The sequence below is a fragment of the Vibrio sp. 10N.239.312.C11 genome (assembly GCF_041466065.1).
Taxonomy (GTDB): domain Bacteria; phylum Pseudomonadota; class Gammaproteobacteria; order Enterobacterales; family Vibrionaceae; genus Vibrio; species Vibrio tasmaniensis_A.
Window position 1 is genome coordinate 28327 of the sequence record NZ_JBFSRZ010000042.1, and the last position, 15053, is coordinate 43379.

Genomic DNA, 15053 nt, shown 5'->3' on the forward strand with positions numbered 1-15053 from the left:
TTACTCACCTGTCCCTTTTTGCGCTTCTATTTCTTCTTGGCTATCCGCACCGTAAGAGACTTCAACCATCACTTGTTTAAACTTCACCGTCATGCGCTCTAAACGCGCTTTTTCAGAATCGGTTTCAAACTCTTCTAAGGCAATACGCTTCGTAAACACGTCCATCGGGCTCAGTTCAGATAAGGTTTCTGCCGACTCTTGCTCTAATGCTTGATTGCGACGCTCTCTTGCTCTGCGCAGTTGAAGTACTTCCACATTCAAACCGTCAGTCAATGAACGCATACGTTCTTGTAGATCCGACAAGTAATCTTGCGCTTGCACTTCTATCGATAACCACACGCTTTGTTCGCTATCTAAACCTATGTATTGGTTCAGCTGAGATTCGATTTCGCTCAAGTCGCCTTTGATTTCAGCTAGAGGTTGGAATGTAGGAACAGGCAATTGAGAAATGGTGCGCTCACCTTCAACAAACTCAACAACACACACTTGTTTCTGAGATTTAAGTTCATCAAAGCTTAGTGGGATTGGAGAGCCTGAATAACGAATGTATTCACGCTTTGCCACCACTTGTGGGCGATGGATATGACCAAGTGCGATATAGTCTGCATCTGGGAAGCCATCAGCGGCGAAACCATCAAGGTTGCCAACATAGATATCACGCACCGAATCCGATTGTTGGACACCCATCGCTGTTAAATGACCAGTAGCGATAATCGGCATGTGCTCGCTGTTTTCAAACGTCGCACGTTTTTCTAAAGCGGCATCATAAACACTTTGGTAGTGCTGTTTGATTGCATCGCCGAGTTGCTTCTGACGCTCTACACCAGTAACACCCGCCTGGCTGGTCAACACATCGCGAGGGCGAATAAAGGGAATGGCACAAACCAGCGCTTCTACATCGCCGTTCTTGCCTTTTAGTTCGACAACCTGAGTCGCATGATCTTCATTGGTATTAGGAATCACATCGGCACCCATGTATTTGAGCAGCTGTTGTGTCTCTTTAAGCACAGACACCGAATCGTGATTTCCACCTAACAACACCAATTGGCAGCCGATCTTGCTCGAGTCGACCACAAACTTGTTATACATCTCACGAGCGTAACTCGGCGGTGTGCTGGTATCAAAAATATCGCCAGCAACAATGATCGCGTCGATGTTGTGCTCAGTAACTTGCTCAAGTAACCATTGTAAAAACCGTTCATGTTCATTCTTACGGCTTTTATTGTAGAAGTTTTGGCCAAGATGCCAATCGGACGTGTGAAGAATCTTCATTGCTGCTCACTGGAAGTCTGTAATCCCTTTAATCTACCAAAATAGTCGACATAATTCCCTTTTATAAGCTTGTGAAAACCAACTAATTTCAGACTCTAGACCAACTCTGGCCATAGCGTGACCAATCGTTATTTTTGACATTAAAAAGCCGCTCAACGTTAGAGCGGTTTTAGTTGTCTGTGGCCTAAACGCCATAAAATACTTAATCTTTTTTTAGCGAGCTTCTGCTAGGCTTGCCAGGTAGTTATTCGTTAAATAAAAGCCGCTGAACTTGTCAATAAAGTCCGCTGGAACGGTTTTATCGGTCAATCCAGATTCAATCAGAGCCGCTTGCCACCTCTGTACTTTCGGGAAGCTTTCTAGCATATCGAAGCCTGAACGCTCTTTAATTACAAATGCTCGGTGTAACAGTGGTAACCAAGCGATGTCGACGTTAGAGATGTAGTCCCCTTTAAAGAACTCAGTATCACCCAGTTTTTTCTCTGCCTTTAGGAACGCCTTTTGTAAATTGGCTAAGCGTGTTTCAAATGTCTCTTTGTCTTTACTCGCCATGGTGCCGCACTGTGGCATGTAATGTTTGCTCGCTTGATAAGACCAAGCACGGTCGAGTGCTTTCTGCTCGGGTGAAACCTCTTCAATAGGCGTATATTTATCGTCTAGATATTCAACAATTGCATCAGATTCAAAAAGGACGGTGTCATTTTCTGTAATCAATACAGGAACCTGCCCGTTCGGTGAGATATCCAAAAACCACTGTGGTTTGTTATTCAGCTCAATGTACTCAATTTCAAACGGGACGTTTTTCATTACTAGTGAACCCATTACACGTTGAACAAATGGGCAGTTTTTAAAGCTAATCAATTTAATCATTTTTGGCTCCGAATCGGGTTAATAATTTCTTGTTACACCCCTAAGACGAACCCAAAATCCAAAAGACGAAGAATAATTCGTTATTTCACGAAATAATTTAATTTGTTGTTATCAAGACGTTTAAAACCAACAGAGAAATGCGAAATCTTTGCAAAGAATAATTAATAGCTAGGGAGGCAAGACAGAGGGATACAGTACTAATTACTAATTAACGAGCTAGCAAGCTAACAAGCCGTACTTTCCCCACCAGCGTTCAACTGATGAGGAGAAGTTAACGAAAGCAGAGTAAAACTAAACAACCAAAGATAGTGCAATAGATGCCATGATCACTCCTACAACAAACTCCAACATCTTCCATGATTTCGGGTTCTTAAACATTGGAGCTAAGAATCGTGCACCATAGCCAAGTAAAAAAAAGAACACGAATGAAGCCGATACTGCACCTGCACCAAACAACATTTGATTTGGTTGATATTGTGTAGAGATAGAACCAAGCAATACCACAGTATCCAGATACACATGCGGATTAAGCCAAGTAAACGCTAAACACATGGTGACTGCTTTGGTTAAAGAGCTTTTGGTTTCGACACTGGCTTCTAAGGCATGATTTTCGGTAAATGCTGAGCGAAAGCTCAAGAATGAGTAAACGCCTAAAAAGATAGCCCCACCGTAACGAGCAAACTGCTCAACTTGAGGGAACTGCTCAACGATCGCGCCAAACCCCGTCACACCAAAGCTAATGAGTAAGGCGTCAGAAATGGCACATACAGCGCAAACTGCCAATACGTGTTGGTTCTTAAGCCCTTGCTTTAAAACAAACGCATTTTGAGAGCCAATCGCAAGAATCAACGAAAGGCCAAGGGAGAAACCTGCTAAGTAAGTCGTCATCTAAAGCTAGCCTCTTAACGTAACTCAATACTCATGAAATGACTGTGCGGGTCTAACACATAATTAGCAAAAGGTTCACAGTAACCAAAGCCAAATTTTTGATACAAATTACGCGCTGGCTTAAAGTAGTCTTCCGATCCCGTTTCTAGGCTAATACGTCGATATTGGCGAGCGGTTGCCGTATCCAAAACGTGCTGCAATAGCTTGCTTGCGACACCGGACTTTCTTGCAAACTGCGAGGTTCTCATTGACTTCAGTTCAGCGTGTTGTGTATCAAGCTCTTTAATGGCGACACACCCAAGCAGTTGGCTGTCTTTCCAAGCACTGAAAAAAGTAATCTCTGGCGACTTGAGCCCATCTAGATCCAGTGCATGAACGCTTTCGACTGGCGATGTCGCATACATATCAGCTAAATGCTCTTCGAGTAGCTCAATAACCTCTCCACCCGACAAATCATCAATTTTTATTTCCATAACTCTTTAATTATCCTTAATAATTTTTTTATCCGTTTTAGATACAGTAAAATTACGCTACCCTCAAAAAGTTGCGTACGGCACACTTTAATCACATAGTCTCGTGACGCTTGCCGTGTTAGGTATCTGATAGCTTTGTCGATATACAGCAGTCACAATTTATTTACGACACCACCATTTATTTAAAGCACCTGTTTTTGGTGAGAGGATATGTAGTCAGATCTATATGAGCATCCAACTAGATTTAACCACAGCCACCCCTAGGCAGAATTTCGACTCTGCACAGGGCTATATTACGCTGCAAGACCACCGTGTCATCGATGTCGACGAAAACATTGCAAAAATCTTCGGTTACAGTTGCCGTGAAGCACTTCTCAACAACGTCGATTTTGTCTACTCATTAATACCCAAAGATTATCACGGCTCTGTCCGTGAACGTTACCTTTCTGCGATTAAAGGCCAACTGAGAAAGGGAAAGCTCTATAAAGATATTCCGGTGAATAACCGCCTTCTCTCGCTGTTTAGCCTTGCTCAAGCGGTCAGAGTCAACGACCGCCCCGCTCTTCGTGTAATGATCATAGATATTACCTCAGTTGTTGCTTCAGAGCGTAAACATCAAGAAAAAGATCGTATGTACCGGACTTTACTCAATAGTTCGAAACAGGGCGTGCTCGTCCACCAAAATTTCAAGCCTCTAATGGTTAATCAAGCCTGGGTTGAAATGCAAGGCGCCAAATCGATAGAAGAAGTGCTCGCCATGGACTCAATCATTTCAATTATCCCGCCGGACAATCGTATCAATGCCATGAGACGCAGCCAAAGTATTCTTGCCGGTGATACACCAAGCTTCAGTTCTGTGGTTGAAAACCAATGCTTTGATGGGAATAAAAAACACTTCAACATCTACGACAACATCATCAATTGGGAAGGCGAAAAAGCGATCCAAGTGGTGGTAGAAGACGTTTCCGACAAGGTGAAATTAGAACAAGAACTCTTGCATCGCGCACTTCACGACGACCTAACACAAGTATTCAGCCGCAGTGCCATTTACGATTGGTTAAAAAAGCCGTTAAAAGAACAAACTGAGATGTCTTGTTTACTGTTGGATATTGATGACTTCAAAAAGATTAATGACCAATTTGGACACAGTGTTGGTGACGATGTGATTCGCACTCTCGCGAATACCATTAAGAAGCACGTCAAAGGCTTGAACGGCGTGGTTGGCCGCTGGGGAGGTGAAGAGTTTATCGTCTTCTTTCCAAAAAACCGAACGAGTCATGGAACCATTCTCAACACGGCATACTCACAAGCAAAAATTGTGGGTCAACGTATTTGCGAAGAATTTCGAACCCATCAATTCTTGGGATTTAATCGCACCAAGTTTCAATCAAGCGTCAGTATTGGCATTACCGACAGTTGCATCGTTCGTACCAACAACTCCCTAGATACGTTGATTCGAGTTACAGACGACGCGCTCTATCGTGCTAAATCCGACGGAAAAAATAGAGTCTCAGTAAACCACGAAGGTGCATGTATAGAGTGTGGCTCGTGAAACAATTGCTAAGCATCAAGAAAAGGTCATTTAAGCCTATAAGTTGACCCAAGATTTTCTTGTTATTTTTAAGTTCTAGTTTACTATGCGCCACCCCAATTTTTTCAGCAAATGCTGCAGGCAAACATGTCCGCCAACGCACTCTATACCGACCTATCCGGTTACTATGACTTAATGTGTGTCGATATTGACTACCAAGCGCAGAGTGACTGCGTTCGTAGGTTACATCAGATTTTTGGAAATGAAGGAAAAACACACCTCGACCTTGGATGTGGCACTGGACCACACGTTCGCCATTTTATTGATTACGGCTATCAAAGTAGTGGCCTTGATCTGAATAAACCAATGCTCGACATTGCTCAAGTTCGTTGCCCTGAAGCTAACTTTTCAGTACAAAACATGAGTAACTTTGAGGTCTCAGAACCGCTCGATCTTATCACTTGTTTCTTGTATTCCATCCATTACAACGACGGTATTGAGAGACTAAAAGAGTGCATTGCAAGCGTGCACCGAGCTTTGAAACACGAAGGTGTCTTCTGCTTCAACGTGGTTGATAAAGAGAAGATAAGCAATGACTTGTTTGTTCGACATACAGCCAACAAAGAACATGATGACTTTACCTTTCGCTCAGGTTGGTATTACTCCGGCGAAGGTAGCAAGCAAACGTTAAAGCTAAGCATCGAAAAAACGACTGCCGGTGAAACTCAAGTATGGAATGACGAACACCCTATGGTGGCATTCTCGTTTAAGGAATTGATCGAGATATTGAAGCCCTACTTTGAGGTTCATATTTTTGAGCACGATTATGACAAGCTGCTGCCTTGGGATACCAAATCAGGTAATGCTTTGGTCACTTGTGTAAAAATCTAGGTAAGCTAATTCCAAACGAATTAAACCGATACAAGCACACAAAAAAGAACCCACACTCGCCGTTCTCTTTATAGAGTATCGAGCCAATGTGGGTTCTTCGTTTCTATATGTATCTTCCTACCAAATCAAACACAGATTGATTAGAAGTCCGCTGTCATACCTACGTAGTAAGTACGTGGATCTTCAACATAACCCATACTCTCTAGCTCTTGTGATACAGCTTCATCAGTCAAGTTAGTAATGCCTGCACGTACTCTAACTGAATCATTAATGTTGTATACGCCACCAATGTTTAAAGTAGTGTATGCATCTTGAGTCAAATCAGTTTCGATATTACGCTCACCACGGTAACGCGCACTAATAAAGGTATTCAGATCGAAAGTCGGGCTCCAGCTCAGTTTAACTAAGCCTGAATGCTTGTAACGCTCTAGCAACTCTTGACCCGTTGACTTATCTTCTGTGTCTAAGAACGTGTAGTTACCTGACACGCCCCACTCATCTGTAATCTGGTACTGACCCGTAAGTTCAGCACCTTGAACCACCGCCTCAGATACATTGGTATAAGTACGCTTCCCCTTTACATAGCCAGTAGAGCTAGAACTGTCCGCGCACCCTTTACCCGATTCAAACACTCCGCCGTTCTCGCAGTACGTTTCATCGCGATCAATAAGGTCATTGATTTCGTTGCGGAACAAGGCACCTTCAACATTCCAACGTGGTTGGTTGTATATTGCTGCAATTTCATAGTTCAAGCTCGTTTCAGGCTTCAGGTTTTCGTTGCCATATAAATCGCACGCTCCCTTACAGCTATTAACAGTGTAGTCAGCTTGGTTTTGAGTTAACGAAGGCGCTTTAAACGCCTTACCCACGCCGCCTTTGATGATGAGGTCATTAGTCGTTTGGTGAACCAAGTACACACGCGGGCTGAATTCTTCACCGTACAATTCGTGCTTATCTAAACGTCCACCAATGGTTGCGGTGAGTTGTTCAGTCATCAACCACTGGTCTTGAACAAACAAAGCACCTTGATACGCTTCTGATGTACCGTTGATCAAGTTTTCTTTGTTGGTTAATTCGCTCAACTGGTAGTCCATACCAAAAGTTACGGTGTGACTATCACCGAGATAAGTCGTTGCTGACGCTTCTACTATTTGAGTTAGCTCTTCTACATCGCTACTGTAATTGTTACCTAGATCAGCGGCATCGTTGTCTGTCACGTTTTCACGAGAGTAACGAACTTGTGTGTCACCCCAGTTCCAAAAACCGCTGTGTGTAATCGCTTGACTGTTACGTACAACATTACTATCCACTAGGTTCGAACCTGTAGCGTGTTCTGCTAAACCATCACGTTTATCGTCACTATAGCCAAGGTCTAAATCAATCGTCTGATTGTCTGTCATATTCCATGTCAGGTTGGCAAGCAAACTTAAAGTGTCGCGTTCCTCTAGAGCGGTAATATTTTCACGACCATTACCTGTATATGGTTGCCATGCGTCACGCGAGGTTTGATTTAAAGAAAAACGCGCAAACAACTCATCATCAATCAATGCACCGGACGTAGTAAAACCAACAGAATATTCTTCGCCACCATCTCCGTCTAATGGAGATGAAGTGTCCATACTTAATGTAGAACTCCAATCGTTTTCTGGAGCTTTGGTGATGATGTTGATTGTGCCACCCATACCATCTGAACCGTAAAGTGCAGACATTGGGCCGCGGATGATTTCAACACGTTCGATTGACTCAGCTGGAATAGTCGAGAGATCGAAATCGTTACCACGAATGATGGCACTTGCAGAGCTTAAGCGACGGCCATTCACCATGATAAGCGTATAGTCTGAATCCATACCACGAATAGAGATCATCTGACGGCCAGCACGTGTGCTATCAAAATCAGATTCCACACTCGTTGATTCTGCAACGATGTCAGCCAAAGTGATTCCAGGGCTGTCTTCGATGTCTTGAGCGGTGATAACCGACATTGAAGCTGGCGCTTGTTTTAGAGCCATTTCAGTACGAGTTGCCGTAACAACCATTTGCTCATCTGTTGCTTGCGCTTCTTTTTGCGCTAACACGTTAGCCGATAGTGAGGTGCAAATAATAGCTACTGCGACCGAAAGGGGTTTACGAATCATAAGAGGTTTGCGAACTAAAAGAGGCTTGCGAATCAAAAGAGATTTCTCAGACATGATATTTATTCTTATATGTAATTAGTAATGATAATGGTTTGCATTAAACAGCCAGTTATCACTCCAATCAACGAAAGTTTCATGCTGAAAATTCATTATGATTATTCACCTATCAAATAATGCAGGCAACATATATTCAATTCATTAGCATTAAGCCAGTAACATTCATGTGCCAGATAATTTAGGAGTATGTCTCTTTAAATAGTTCACGAATCCAACGGCACATAGGGTCATTGTGGAAACGTTTATGCCAGTAGAGATATACGTCTTCTGATGGGCTCCTGATCGCTTTGGGTACGCGTTTACAAACAAGGTTTCTCTGTTTTGCTGCTTGTTGAGCAAAAGGTGTCGGCAGGTGAAAGATGATATCGGTCGCTTCAGCCATATCTGGAGCGACGTTAAAGTTAGACAGTTGAATCGGTATCGATAGCTGACGCTGCTTATCGATCAAGCCCAAATCTTTGAAACGACTTTCAATCGAGAGCTTCTTATCCCCTTGCAGTGAGATCTGGCCGAGTTGGCTACTCAATAAATCATCAACGGTGATCTCTTTATCCGCCAGAGGGTGGTCTTTGCTCATTAGTAACCGATAATCGCGACTGATTACGAACATTCGATACAGGTTTTGTTCAGAACTTAATGGTTCATGCGTCGACAATACAAAGTGCGCATCACCTGATAACAGAGGTTCAAAGTGTCGTTTAGGAATCGAGTCGATATCGACAACCATATTCGGCGCTTGTTGGCGGATTTGTGCCACGACTTTTGGCAAAAGGTGTGAAACCTGAGGAACCAAGCCAAAGAACCGAACGTTACTATTACTCGTCTCCGGTTCAAATACGTCTCCATGGACCAATTTCTCAAGGCGTGTGAGCACAGAATTGAGGTCTTGCTTGATGACTTCTGCTTTCGGGGTTAGCTCATAACCATAGGCTGCGCGGACTAACAAGTCATCGTTGAATACCGTTCGTAGTTTTTGTAGTGAACGACTCACCGTCGGTTGGCTCATGTCCAACGCCAAGGCTGTGTTTGATACGTGCTTCTCTTCAAGAAGGTGTTTAAGAATAACGAGTAGGTTAAGGTCGACCTGGGCAAGATTCATTATAAGGATATTCAAAATACTGAAGATTCAATATGCGTATAGTGCTATTTCCCCAGAATTAATACAATTGATAATCACTCTTACTTTGATGTCATACAATGTGAAGTGCCGAATTTGATGCTAACTAAGTTTTTGAAAGGCTTATTTGGGTGACTTTAGACACAAAAAAAGAAGCCAAATGGCCTCTCTTTACCCTATTCACTCTCGCTACTATTTTCGTTAGCGCTCAACACTCGGCGAATAATAAGCGTCCAACAGTGAAATGAAATTCCCTCTATCAAGTTCGCTAAGTTGATTAATGCCAGCCGCTGCTTTTCTTCCTCCGCCAGTTACAAAGCTAGAGCAAATTTCATCTGCGCCTGTTCTATTGGATAGTGGTGCTCTTAGGCTAACAGTATAAGATTCGCCATCTTGGTTTTTCGTTAATACTGCTTGCGCTCGGTTTGGATCTTGATTCACGATCTCATTGCCAAATACACCGCTGATACGTCTTGCCCAAGTCTCACCGGGCAGTTCAAACACACGTGCGACTTTACTTTCATAAACAGGGGCAAGGTTTGATAGTTGCTGGCGGTCATTTTGGTAAGCAGCTCGTAGTCGATAAAACACCGAGTCTGTGTCATCCAAAAGATCAAACGGATTCGGATATTGATAAAGGGTTTGGTAGAGTTCAGCTGGCGTGAAGTGCAAATCGCTCAATGATGTGCCGTAGCCGTTGTAATTAACCAAGGTACCTAGCTCTTCTAAGAACTCAATTTGTGATTGTTCGAATCCATTTTCATCAGCTAACTGTGCGGCCACTACTTTTAAATTATCACCAAAGGCCGCCGCGATTGCCCAAGCTACGTGTGCACCATTTAGCTTCTGGTTAATCAGTAAACTCGTGCAGCTCTCTGGCGAGGTGTCTATCAGAGTGTTTAAATACTCAGAGGTTGGCATGTCCCCTGTTCGATGGTGATCGCAGTAAAACACATCGATGTTGGCATCTAACAGTGAGTGCAATGCTGGCAGGTTCTTCTCCATCGACACATCAAGAACGGTAACGGAAGAGACATCATTTGGATTGCCCGGCTCTATGATTTGACTGACAACTTGAGAAACCAACTTAATATCACGCTTTACACCGGTGACGAGCACACTTTTTCTCGGTTCACTTAATCGCAGTTGTAGCAACGCGATGATACCGTCTGCGTCTCCATTGAATACGTCGTAGTGCATGCTGTTCCTCTTCCGTAAGATTTAACGTTTATTCGAAACGCGCCAAAGACATGGCTCACGTCAACGCGTTCGTTCATCGTTAGTCTGTCATTATTTTAGTTTTATTCCACAGATACTTAAGTCTATTTTGTAATGCCTTATTCTTATTTCTATCGATTCAGAAACTTGCCTATCCTTCAGGCACAAAAAAGGCGCGAATAATTCACGCCTTTGTTTTCTATGAACTCACGTCTTTGGTTTCTAACTTACTCTAGAAATCTTATGACGTCTTGAACTGCGCTACCGCTTGATCCATATCGTTCGCTTGCTCAGCTACTTTATCCACTTCGACCAAGCAATGCTGCGCCGAACCGTTGTTATCATTCGAGATGGTATTCAACTCAGTAATTGAGTCACTCACTTGTGTCATTACGGCACCCTGCTCTTCAATCGCTGAAGCAATACGTTCTGAGTTGCCTTGAATGCTTTCCATATCACTCAAAATCAGTTGCAAGCTTGCATCCAATTCTTCTGAATCTTTAAGTGTCAGCTGGCCTTGTTGGTTACACTCGCCAATCTCTGTCATAGAAGCATTCATTTGGCTCTGGATTGCAGTGACTACACTGGTGATTTCAGTGGTTGATTGGTGCGTTCTGCTTGCTAACGCTCGGACTTCATCCGCAACAACTGCGAAGCCACGACCTTGCTCACCAGCACGAGCGGCTTCAATGGCTGCGTTTAATGCCAATAAATTAGTCTGTTCCGCAATACCTTGGATAATGTTAACGGCACTACCAATTTGATCGACATGGTGATTCAAAGAACTAATCGAATCTTGGCTACTTGAAAGGCGTTCAGACAACTGGGTAATGTTATTGATGGTATCAACCACCACTTCACGACCTTTGTCGGCATTCACTTTCGCTTGATGAACGCCTTCAGCGGCAACCGATGTACTTTCTGATATTTCCCCAATAGTCAGTACCATCTCTTGCACTGAAGTTGTCATTGTTGAGGTGTGGTTTGCTTGAACTTCGAACTGTTTGATGACCGATTCTAACTCGTCATGCATGCTCGACGTACTTTGTGTCAACTGATGTGACTTAGATTGAGACGTCGCAATCAACCCTTCAAGCTGGTCTAGCAGTTGATTGAAGTATTCGCCTAGCTTACCGAGTTCGTCTTTGCCATTCTCCGTCGCACGAATAGACACGTCGTTCGAGTCGACAATATTACGGATCACAGTAAGTAGAGATTCAATCTTACCGATGATTGAACGTACGATTAACCAGCTGAATAGAATGATCGCCACTAACAGTGTGACGCAAAGGGTGTTGTTGATCAGCGATAGTTTATCCATCTCTTGCTGTGCCTGTTGATCTAACACGGCCGAGAATTCTTTGAATTGAGTCTCGATAACGTGCGAACCTGTGCGCGCTTGCCCTAGTAACCCTTCGTTATGTTTTAACCCTATCACTCGTTTCTGATCTACGACTTGACGAGCTGCTTCTATCAAAGCAGCTGAGCCACCCGCATTAGAAGTAATAGACAGAACACTTGGGTCGAACTCACCCTTCTCGATCAGATCATTGAAGAGATACAGCTCAATTTTTTGTTCAGCACTCGCGGTGGCACTGATGTTATCGAGTACAGCATGAAATTCCCCTAACAAGCCTTTGTCTCGTGCTAGTCCATACACTTGGCTGGCTTTAACAAGGTTAACAAAGCTTGTGTGGTACGTTTCGATATCTTCACGCAAATGCGTACTGTTGGCCAAACCCAGATCATTCAGCACAGCATTAAGCTCAGATTCAGACGCTAAGAATTTTTTGTAATTTACGTCGAACTTGTCGAGGTATTTCAGATCACTGCGAAGTAAGAAATCTTTCTCGTTACGACGAAGGTTGAGCAGTCGCACTTCAAGTTCTTTGGTAATTTGTTTGGCTTCGCTCATTTTAGCGGTGGTGTCCGCAAATTGAGAGGTGGTAAACAACAATGAAATCATGCCGAAGATGGAGAACACCCCCAACGAATAGAGCTTTTTCTTTATATTCATATACATGGCTCGTCTTTACTAAATTAACTATAAGTGTCTAATTGATCGCATCAAAGCATGGATATACGGCTAGTGCGATCGAGTTATTGTTATGATTTTTTATCAGTAATGGGGTTGAGTTTTTGCAGCGGCCCTGCCCGCCAGTAGTGACCTCATCAATACATTCAAACAAAGAAGACCCACCTCATTAACGACAAAGCAATCAATAACACATTTTCGCTACATGTACATTAATAGAATTATAAAACTGAGAGACAGATATTTGACGGAGTATAAATAGCTGAACGCCTTGCTATTAAGGCTTTAAATTAAAACAGTTTGGGCAATTATTGTTCTAACGGCTGTGAGTGACATTTTTTTGGCTCTCCAGAAGAGCACGAGCGAAGCGCAACATTGGAGGTTTTGACTTGGTTTTTAAACAGTGAATCCGTCTATTGATGATTGTACAGTAAAGCGTAAACGGCGAAAAAAATGGACCTACTCAATTCGAGTCAGGTCCATTTTTTGATTGTCTAGTAAATCGCTTTGCAGCTAAAGAGTTAGGGTGCGAACTCAAGACTGACTAAAACGCTTTTACCATCTTGGTTAGGCACTTCAATAACACCGCTTTCTCATCTTCTTCGATGTCTTGTGTTAGTCCACTAACCAAATTCAAGTGAAGCTGATTGTGGTGAACGTGTATCTTCTGCCCTTCATCCGTCAAGGCAACCACAATCGCACGACGATCCGTTGGGTGTTCATGGCGCTCAATCAATTCAGCTTTAACCAGCTTTTCTATTTGAACAGTAAGTGTACCCGTGGTGATGCACAACTTTTCAGCGAGCTCTTTCATTCTTAACGCGCCATGCATACCAAGTACTTCAATGGTGTGTACTTGAGCCAGGGAGTAACCCGTCTCTTTGACAACAGACTGCTCCCACGAAGACATTTTATCGTAGAACTCAGTCAGTATTTGGTTAAGCTGTTCTATATTTCGCATGGTCGTTTGAATGCACTTCAAGAGTAAGATGATTAATCTTATCAAACTTGGAGAGCATTTGTTTATATTCAGACACCGTTTTATCACTGTTTGATTCAAGAGTAATTGCTGCTGAATAGTGATGCCCACTCACCTTCCACATATGGAAATCGGTGACCGACGCATAAGGCGTTAAGGTTTCGGTCACTGAGTCGCGATAATCTTGGTGGATATTCTCATCAAGCAGGATTGGACTGGTTTGTTTCATAAGGTTCATCGTCCACTTAGCAATCACAAATGCGCCAACCATTCCCATTGCTGCATCTAACCAGTTCCAACCGTAAAACTTACCAAACAGCAGCGCAACAATGGCCAACAGTGAAGTCAACGTATCCGCCAACACATGCATGTAGGCTGCGCGTAGGTTATGGTCATGATGGTGCTCACCATGCTTATGATTTTGGTCGCTGTCGTGATCATGGCTATGTGAATGACCGTGATTCTTACTATGATCGTGGCCATGCTCGTGTCCGTGATCATGATGGTGATCGCCGAGTAAAAACATACTCACCACATTCACAGTTAAACCAATACAGGCAACGATGATCGCTTCATTGAACTGAATCGCTTGTGGGTTAAATAAACGATGCACTGATTCCACCAGCATCAATAATGACACAATACCCAATGCAATCGCACTGGTGTAGCCCCCTAACACGCTGACTTTGCCAGTACCAAACGAGAAACGTTCACTCTCGGCATGTTTCTTCGCATATCGGTATGCAAATAAGGTGATACCAAACGCTGCAGCATGCGTTCCCATGTGCCAACCATCGGCAAGCAATGCCATTGAACCATAAATGGTACCCGCAACGATTTCGACAACCATGGTAACGACGGTCAATAACAGGACATAGAACGTGCGTTTCTCACCTTGGCTGTTATGTGAAGAAAAGTGGTGTTGGTGACGTGTTGGAAAACTCAAAATGGCGTCCTTAGCTGATGTTTGTGGTTAGATTATCGCTTTTAATAAAAGCCCTTTGATTGACAAGTAATTTGACAATCAAAGTAATTAGTTGAAATTTAGTTTGATTATCAAAGTTTGTCAACGGCGAATTTGATTTTCGAAATGGGACGTAAATGAGTAAGGCTCACTTAATCAAGAAATAAACTCTGGGGCAGGTCTCTGATTTTGAGTAAAACACTAGCCCTGATCACGGCTCCACTATTCTTCTAAGTAACTAGAATTCATACCCAGTAGTCCTCTGAGTTAATACAAAATTGGTATTTTCTTTCTAAACAAATAGAAACTAAAGAAAGGACATTACCTTGACTAAATTAACCAAAACCGTGTTAGCAATGAGCGCACTCAGCGTTGCTCAAGGCGTCGCTGCGGCAGACCAACCGAACATTCTTGCTATCTGGGCAGATGATCTTGGTTACTACAACACTAGTGCATACAACCGTGGAATGATGGGCTACGAAACGCCTAACATCGACCGTATTGCTAACGAGGGTGCTATTTTTACGGATATGTACGCACAACAATCTTGTACGGCTGGCCGTGCTTCGTGATCCGCACCAGCAGTTTTGGACACTGAGTTAAGTGAGTACAATCACTAATGA

Annotated in this window: 12 protein-coding genes and 1 pseudogene; 3 read left to right on the top strand and 10 right to left on the bottom strand. The window is 43.2% G+C overall.

Annotated features, from left to right (window positions below):
• From sbcD to AB6D07_RS16755, 4 genes are all read right to left on the bottom strand, one after another.
• Window positions 1–1272, bottom strand: a complete 1272-nt coding sequence (gene sbcD, locus AB6D07_RS16740; protein ID WP_017099861.1) for an exonuclease subunit SbcD — start codon at window positions 1270–1272, stop codon at window positions 1–3.
• A 213-nt stretch (window positions 1273–1485) separates the two neighbouring features.
• Window positions 1486–2142: a glutathione S-transferase family protein gene (locus tag AB6D07_RS16745; protein ID WP_017104374.1), complete on the bottom strand. Its 657-nt coding sequence runs from the start codon at window positions 2140–2142 to the stop codon at window positions 1486–1488.
• A 291-nt stretch (window positions 2143–2433) separates the two neighbouring features.
• Complete coding sequence (locus AB6D07_RS16750; RefSeq protein WP_017104375.1) at window positions 2434–3030, bottom strand: LysE/ArgO family amino acid transporter; 597 nt, start codon at window positions 3028–3030, stop codon at window positions 2434–2436.
• A 14-nt stretch (window positions 3031–3044) separates the two neighbouring features.
• Complete coding sequence (locus tag AB6D07_RS16755; protein ID WP_012604063.1) at window positions 3045–3503, bottom strand: GNAT family N-acetyltransferase; 459 nt, start codon at window positions 3501–3503, stop codon at window positions 3045–3047.
• 226 nt (window positions 3504–3729) lie between these two features.
• Between AB6D07_RS16755 and AB6D07_RS16760 the strand changes: the two genes are divergently transcribed.
• Together AB6D07_RS16760 and AB6D07_RS16765 are read left to right on the top strand one after the other, a co-directional pair.
• On the top strand, window positions 3730–5055 hold the full coding sequence (locus tag AB6D07_RS16760) for a sensor domain-containing diguanylate cyclase (protein WP_017104376.1): 1326 nt from the start codon (window positions 3730–3732) through the stop codon (window positions 5053–5055).
• 126 nt (window positions 5056–5181) lie between these two features.
• Window positions 5182–5925, top strand: a complete 744-nt coding sequence (locus AB6D07_RS16765; RefSeq protein ID WP_017099857.1) for a class I SAM-dependent methyltransferase — start codon at window positions 5182–5184, stop codon at window positions 5923–5925.
• Window positions 5926–6065: 140 nt separating this feature from the next.
• Here AB6D07_RS16765 and AB6D07_RS16770 read toward each other — a convergent pair whose 3' ends face one another.
• The 6 genes from AB6D07_RS16770 to dmeF form a co-directional block, all read right to left on the bottom strand.
• Window positions 6066–8114: a TonB-dependent receptor domain-containing protein gene (locus tag AB6D07_RS16770; RefSeq protein WP_017104377.1), complete on the bottom strand. Its 2049-nt coding sequence runs from the start codon at window positions 8112–8114 to the stop codon at window positions 6066–6068.
• 181 nt (window positions 8115–8295) lie between these two features.
• Window positions 8296–9216, bottom strand: a complete 921-nt coding sequence (locus AB6D07_RS16775) for a LysR family transcriptional regulator (RefSeq protein ID WP_029223191.1) — start codon at window positions 9214–9216, stop codon at window positions 8296–8298.
• Window positions 9217–9435: 219 nt separating this feature from the next.
• The gene (locus tag AB6D07_RS16780) at window positions 9436–10434 is read right to left on the bottom strand and encodes a hypothetical protein (RefSeq protein ID WP_017104379.1); all 999 of its coding nucleotides are present in this window, start codon (window positions 10432–10434) and stop codon (window positions 9436–9438) included.
• A 259-nt stretch (window positions 10435–10693) separates the two neighbouring features.
• A complete protein-coding gene (locus tag AB6D07_RS16785) occupies window positions 10694–12418 on the bottom strand; it encodes a methyl-accepting chemotaxis protein (RefSeq protein WP_032500876.1) in 1725 nt (574 codons plus the stop codon).
• A gap of 613 nt (window positions 12419–13031) precedes the next feature.
• Entirely contained in the window at window positions 13032–13448 is a 417-nt protein-coding gene (locus AB6D07_RS16790) for a MarR family winged helix-turn-helix transcriptional regulator (RefSeq protein WP_017104381.1), read from the bottom strand.
• A complete protein-coding gene (dmeF, locus tag AB6D07_RS16795) occupies window positions 13426–14412 on the bottom strand; it encodes a CDF family Co(II)/Ni(II) efflux transporter DmeF (protein WP_017104382.1) in 987 nt (328 codons plus the stop codon). Before dmeF ends, AB6D07_RS16790 begins: the two co-directional genes overlap by 23 nt.
• 374 nt (window positions 14413–14786) lie before the next feature.
• On the opposite strand from dmeF, the pseudogene AB6D07_RS16800 reads away from it, so the two are divergent.
• Window positions 14787–14999, top strand: a pseudogene (locus AB6D07_RS16800) (sulfatase-like hydrolase/transferase); the annotation flags it as partial.
• Window positions 15000–15053: the final 54 nt, after the last annotated feature.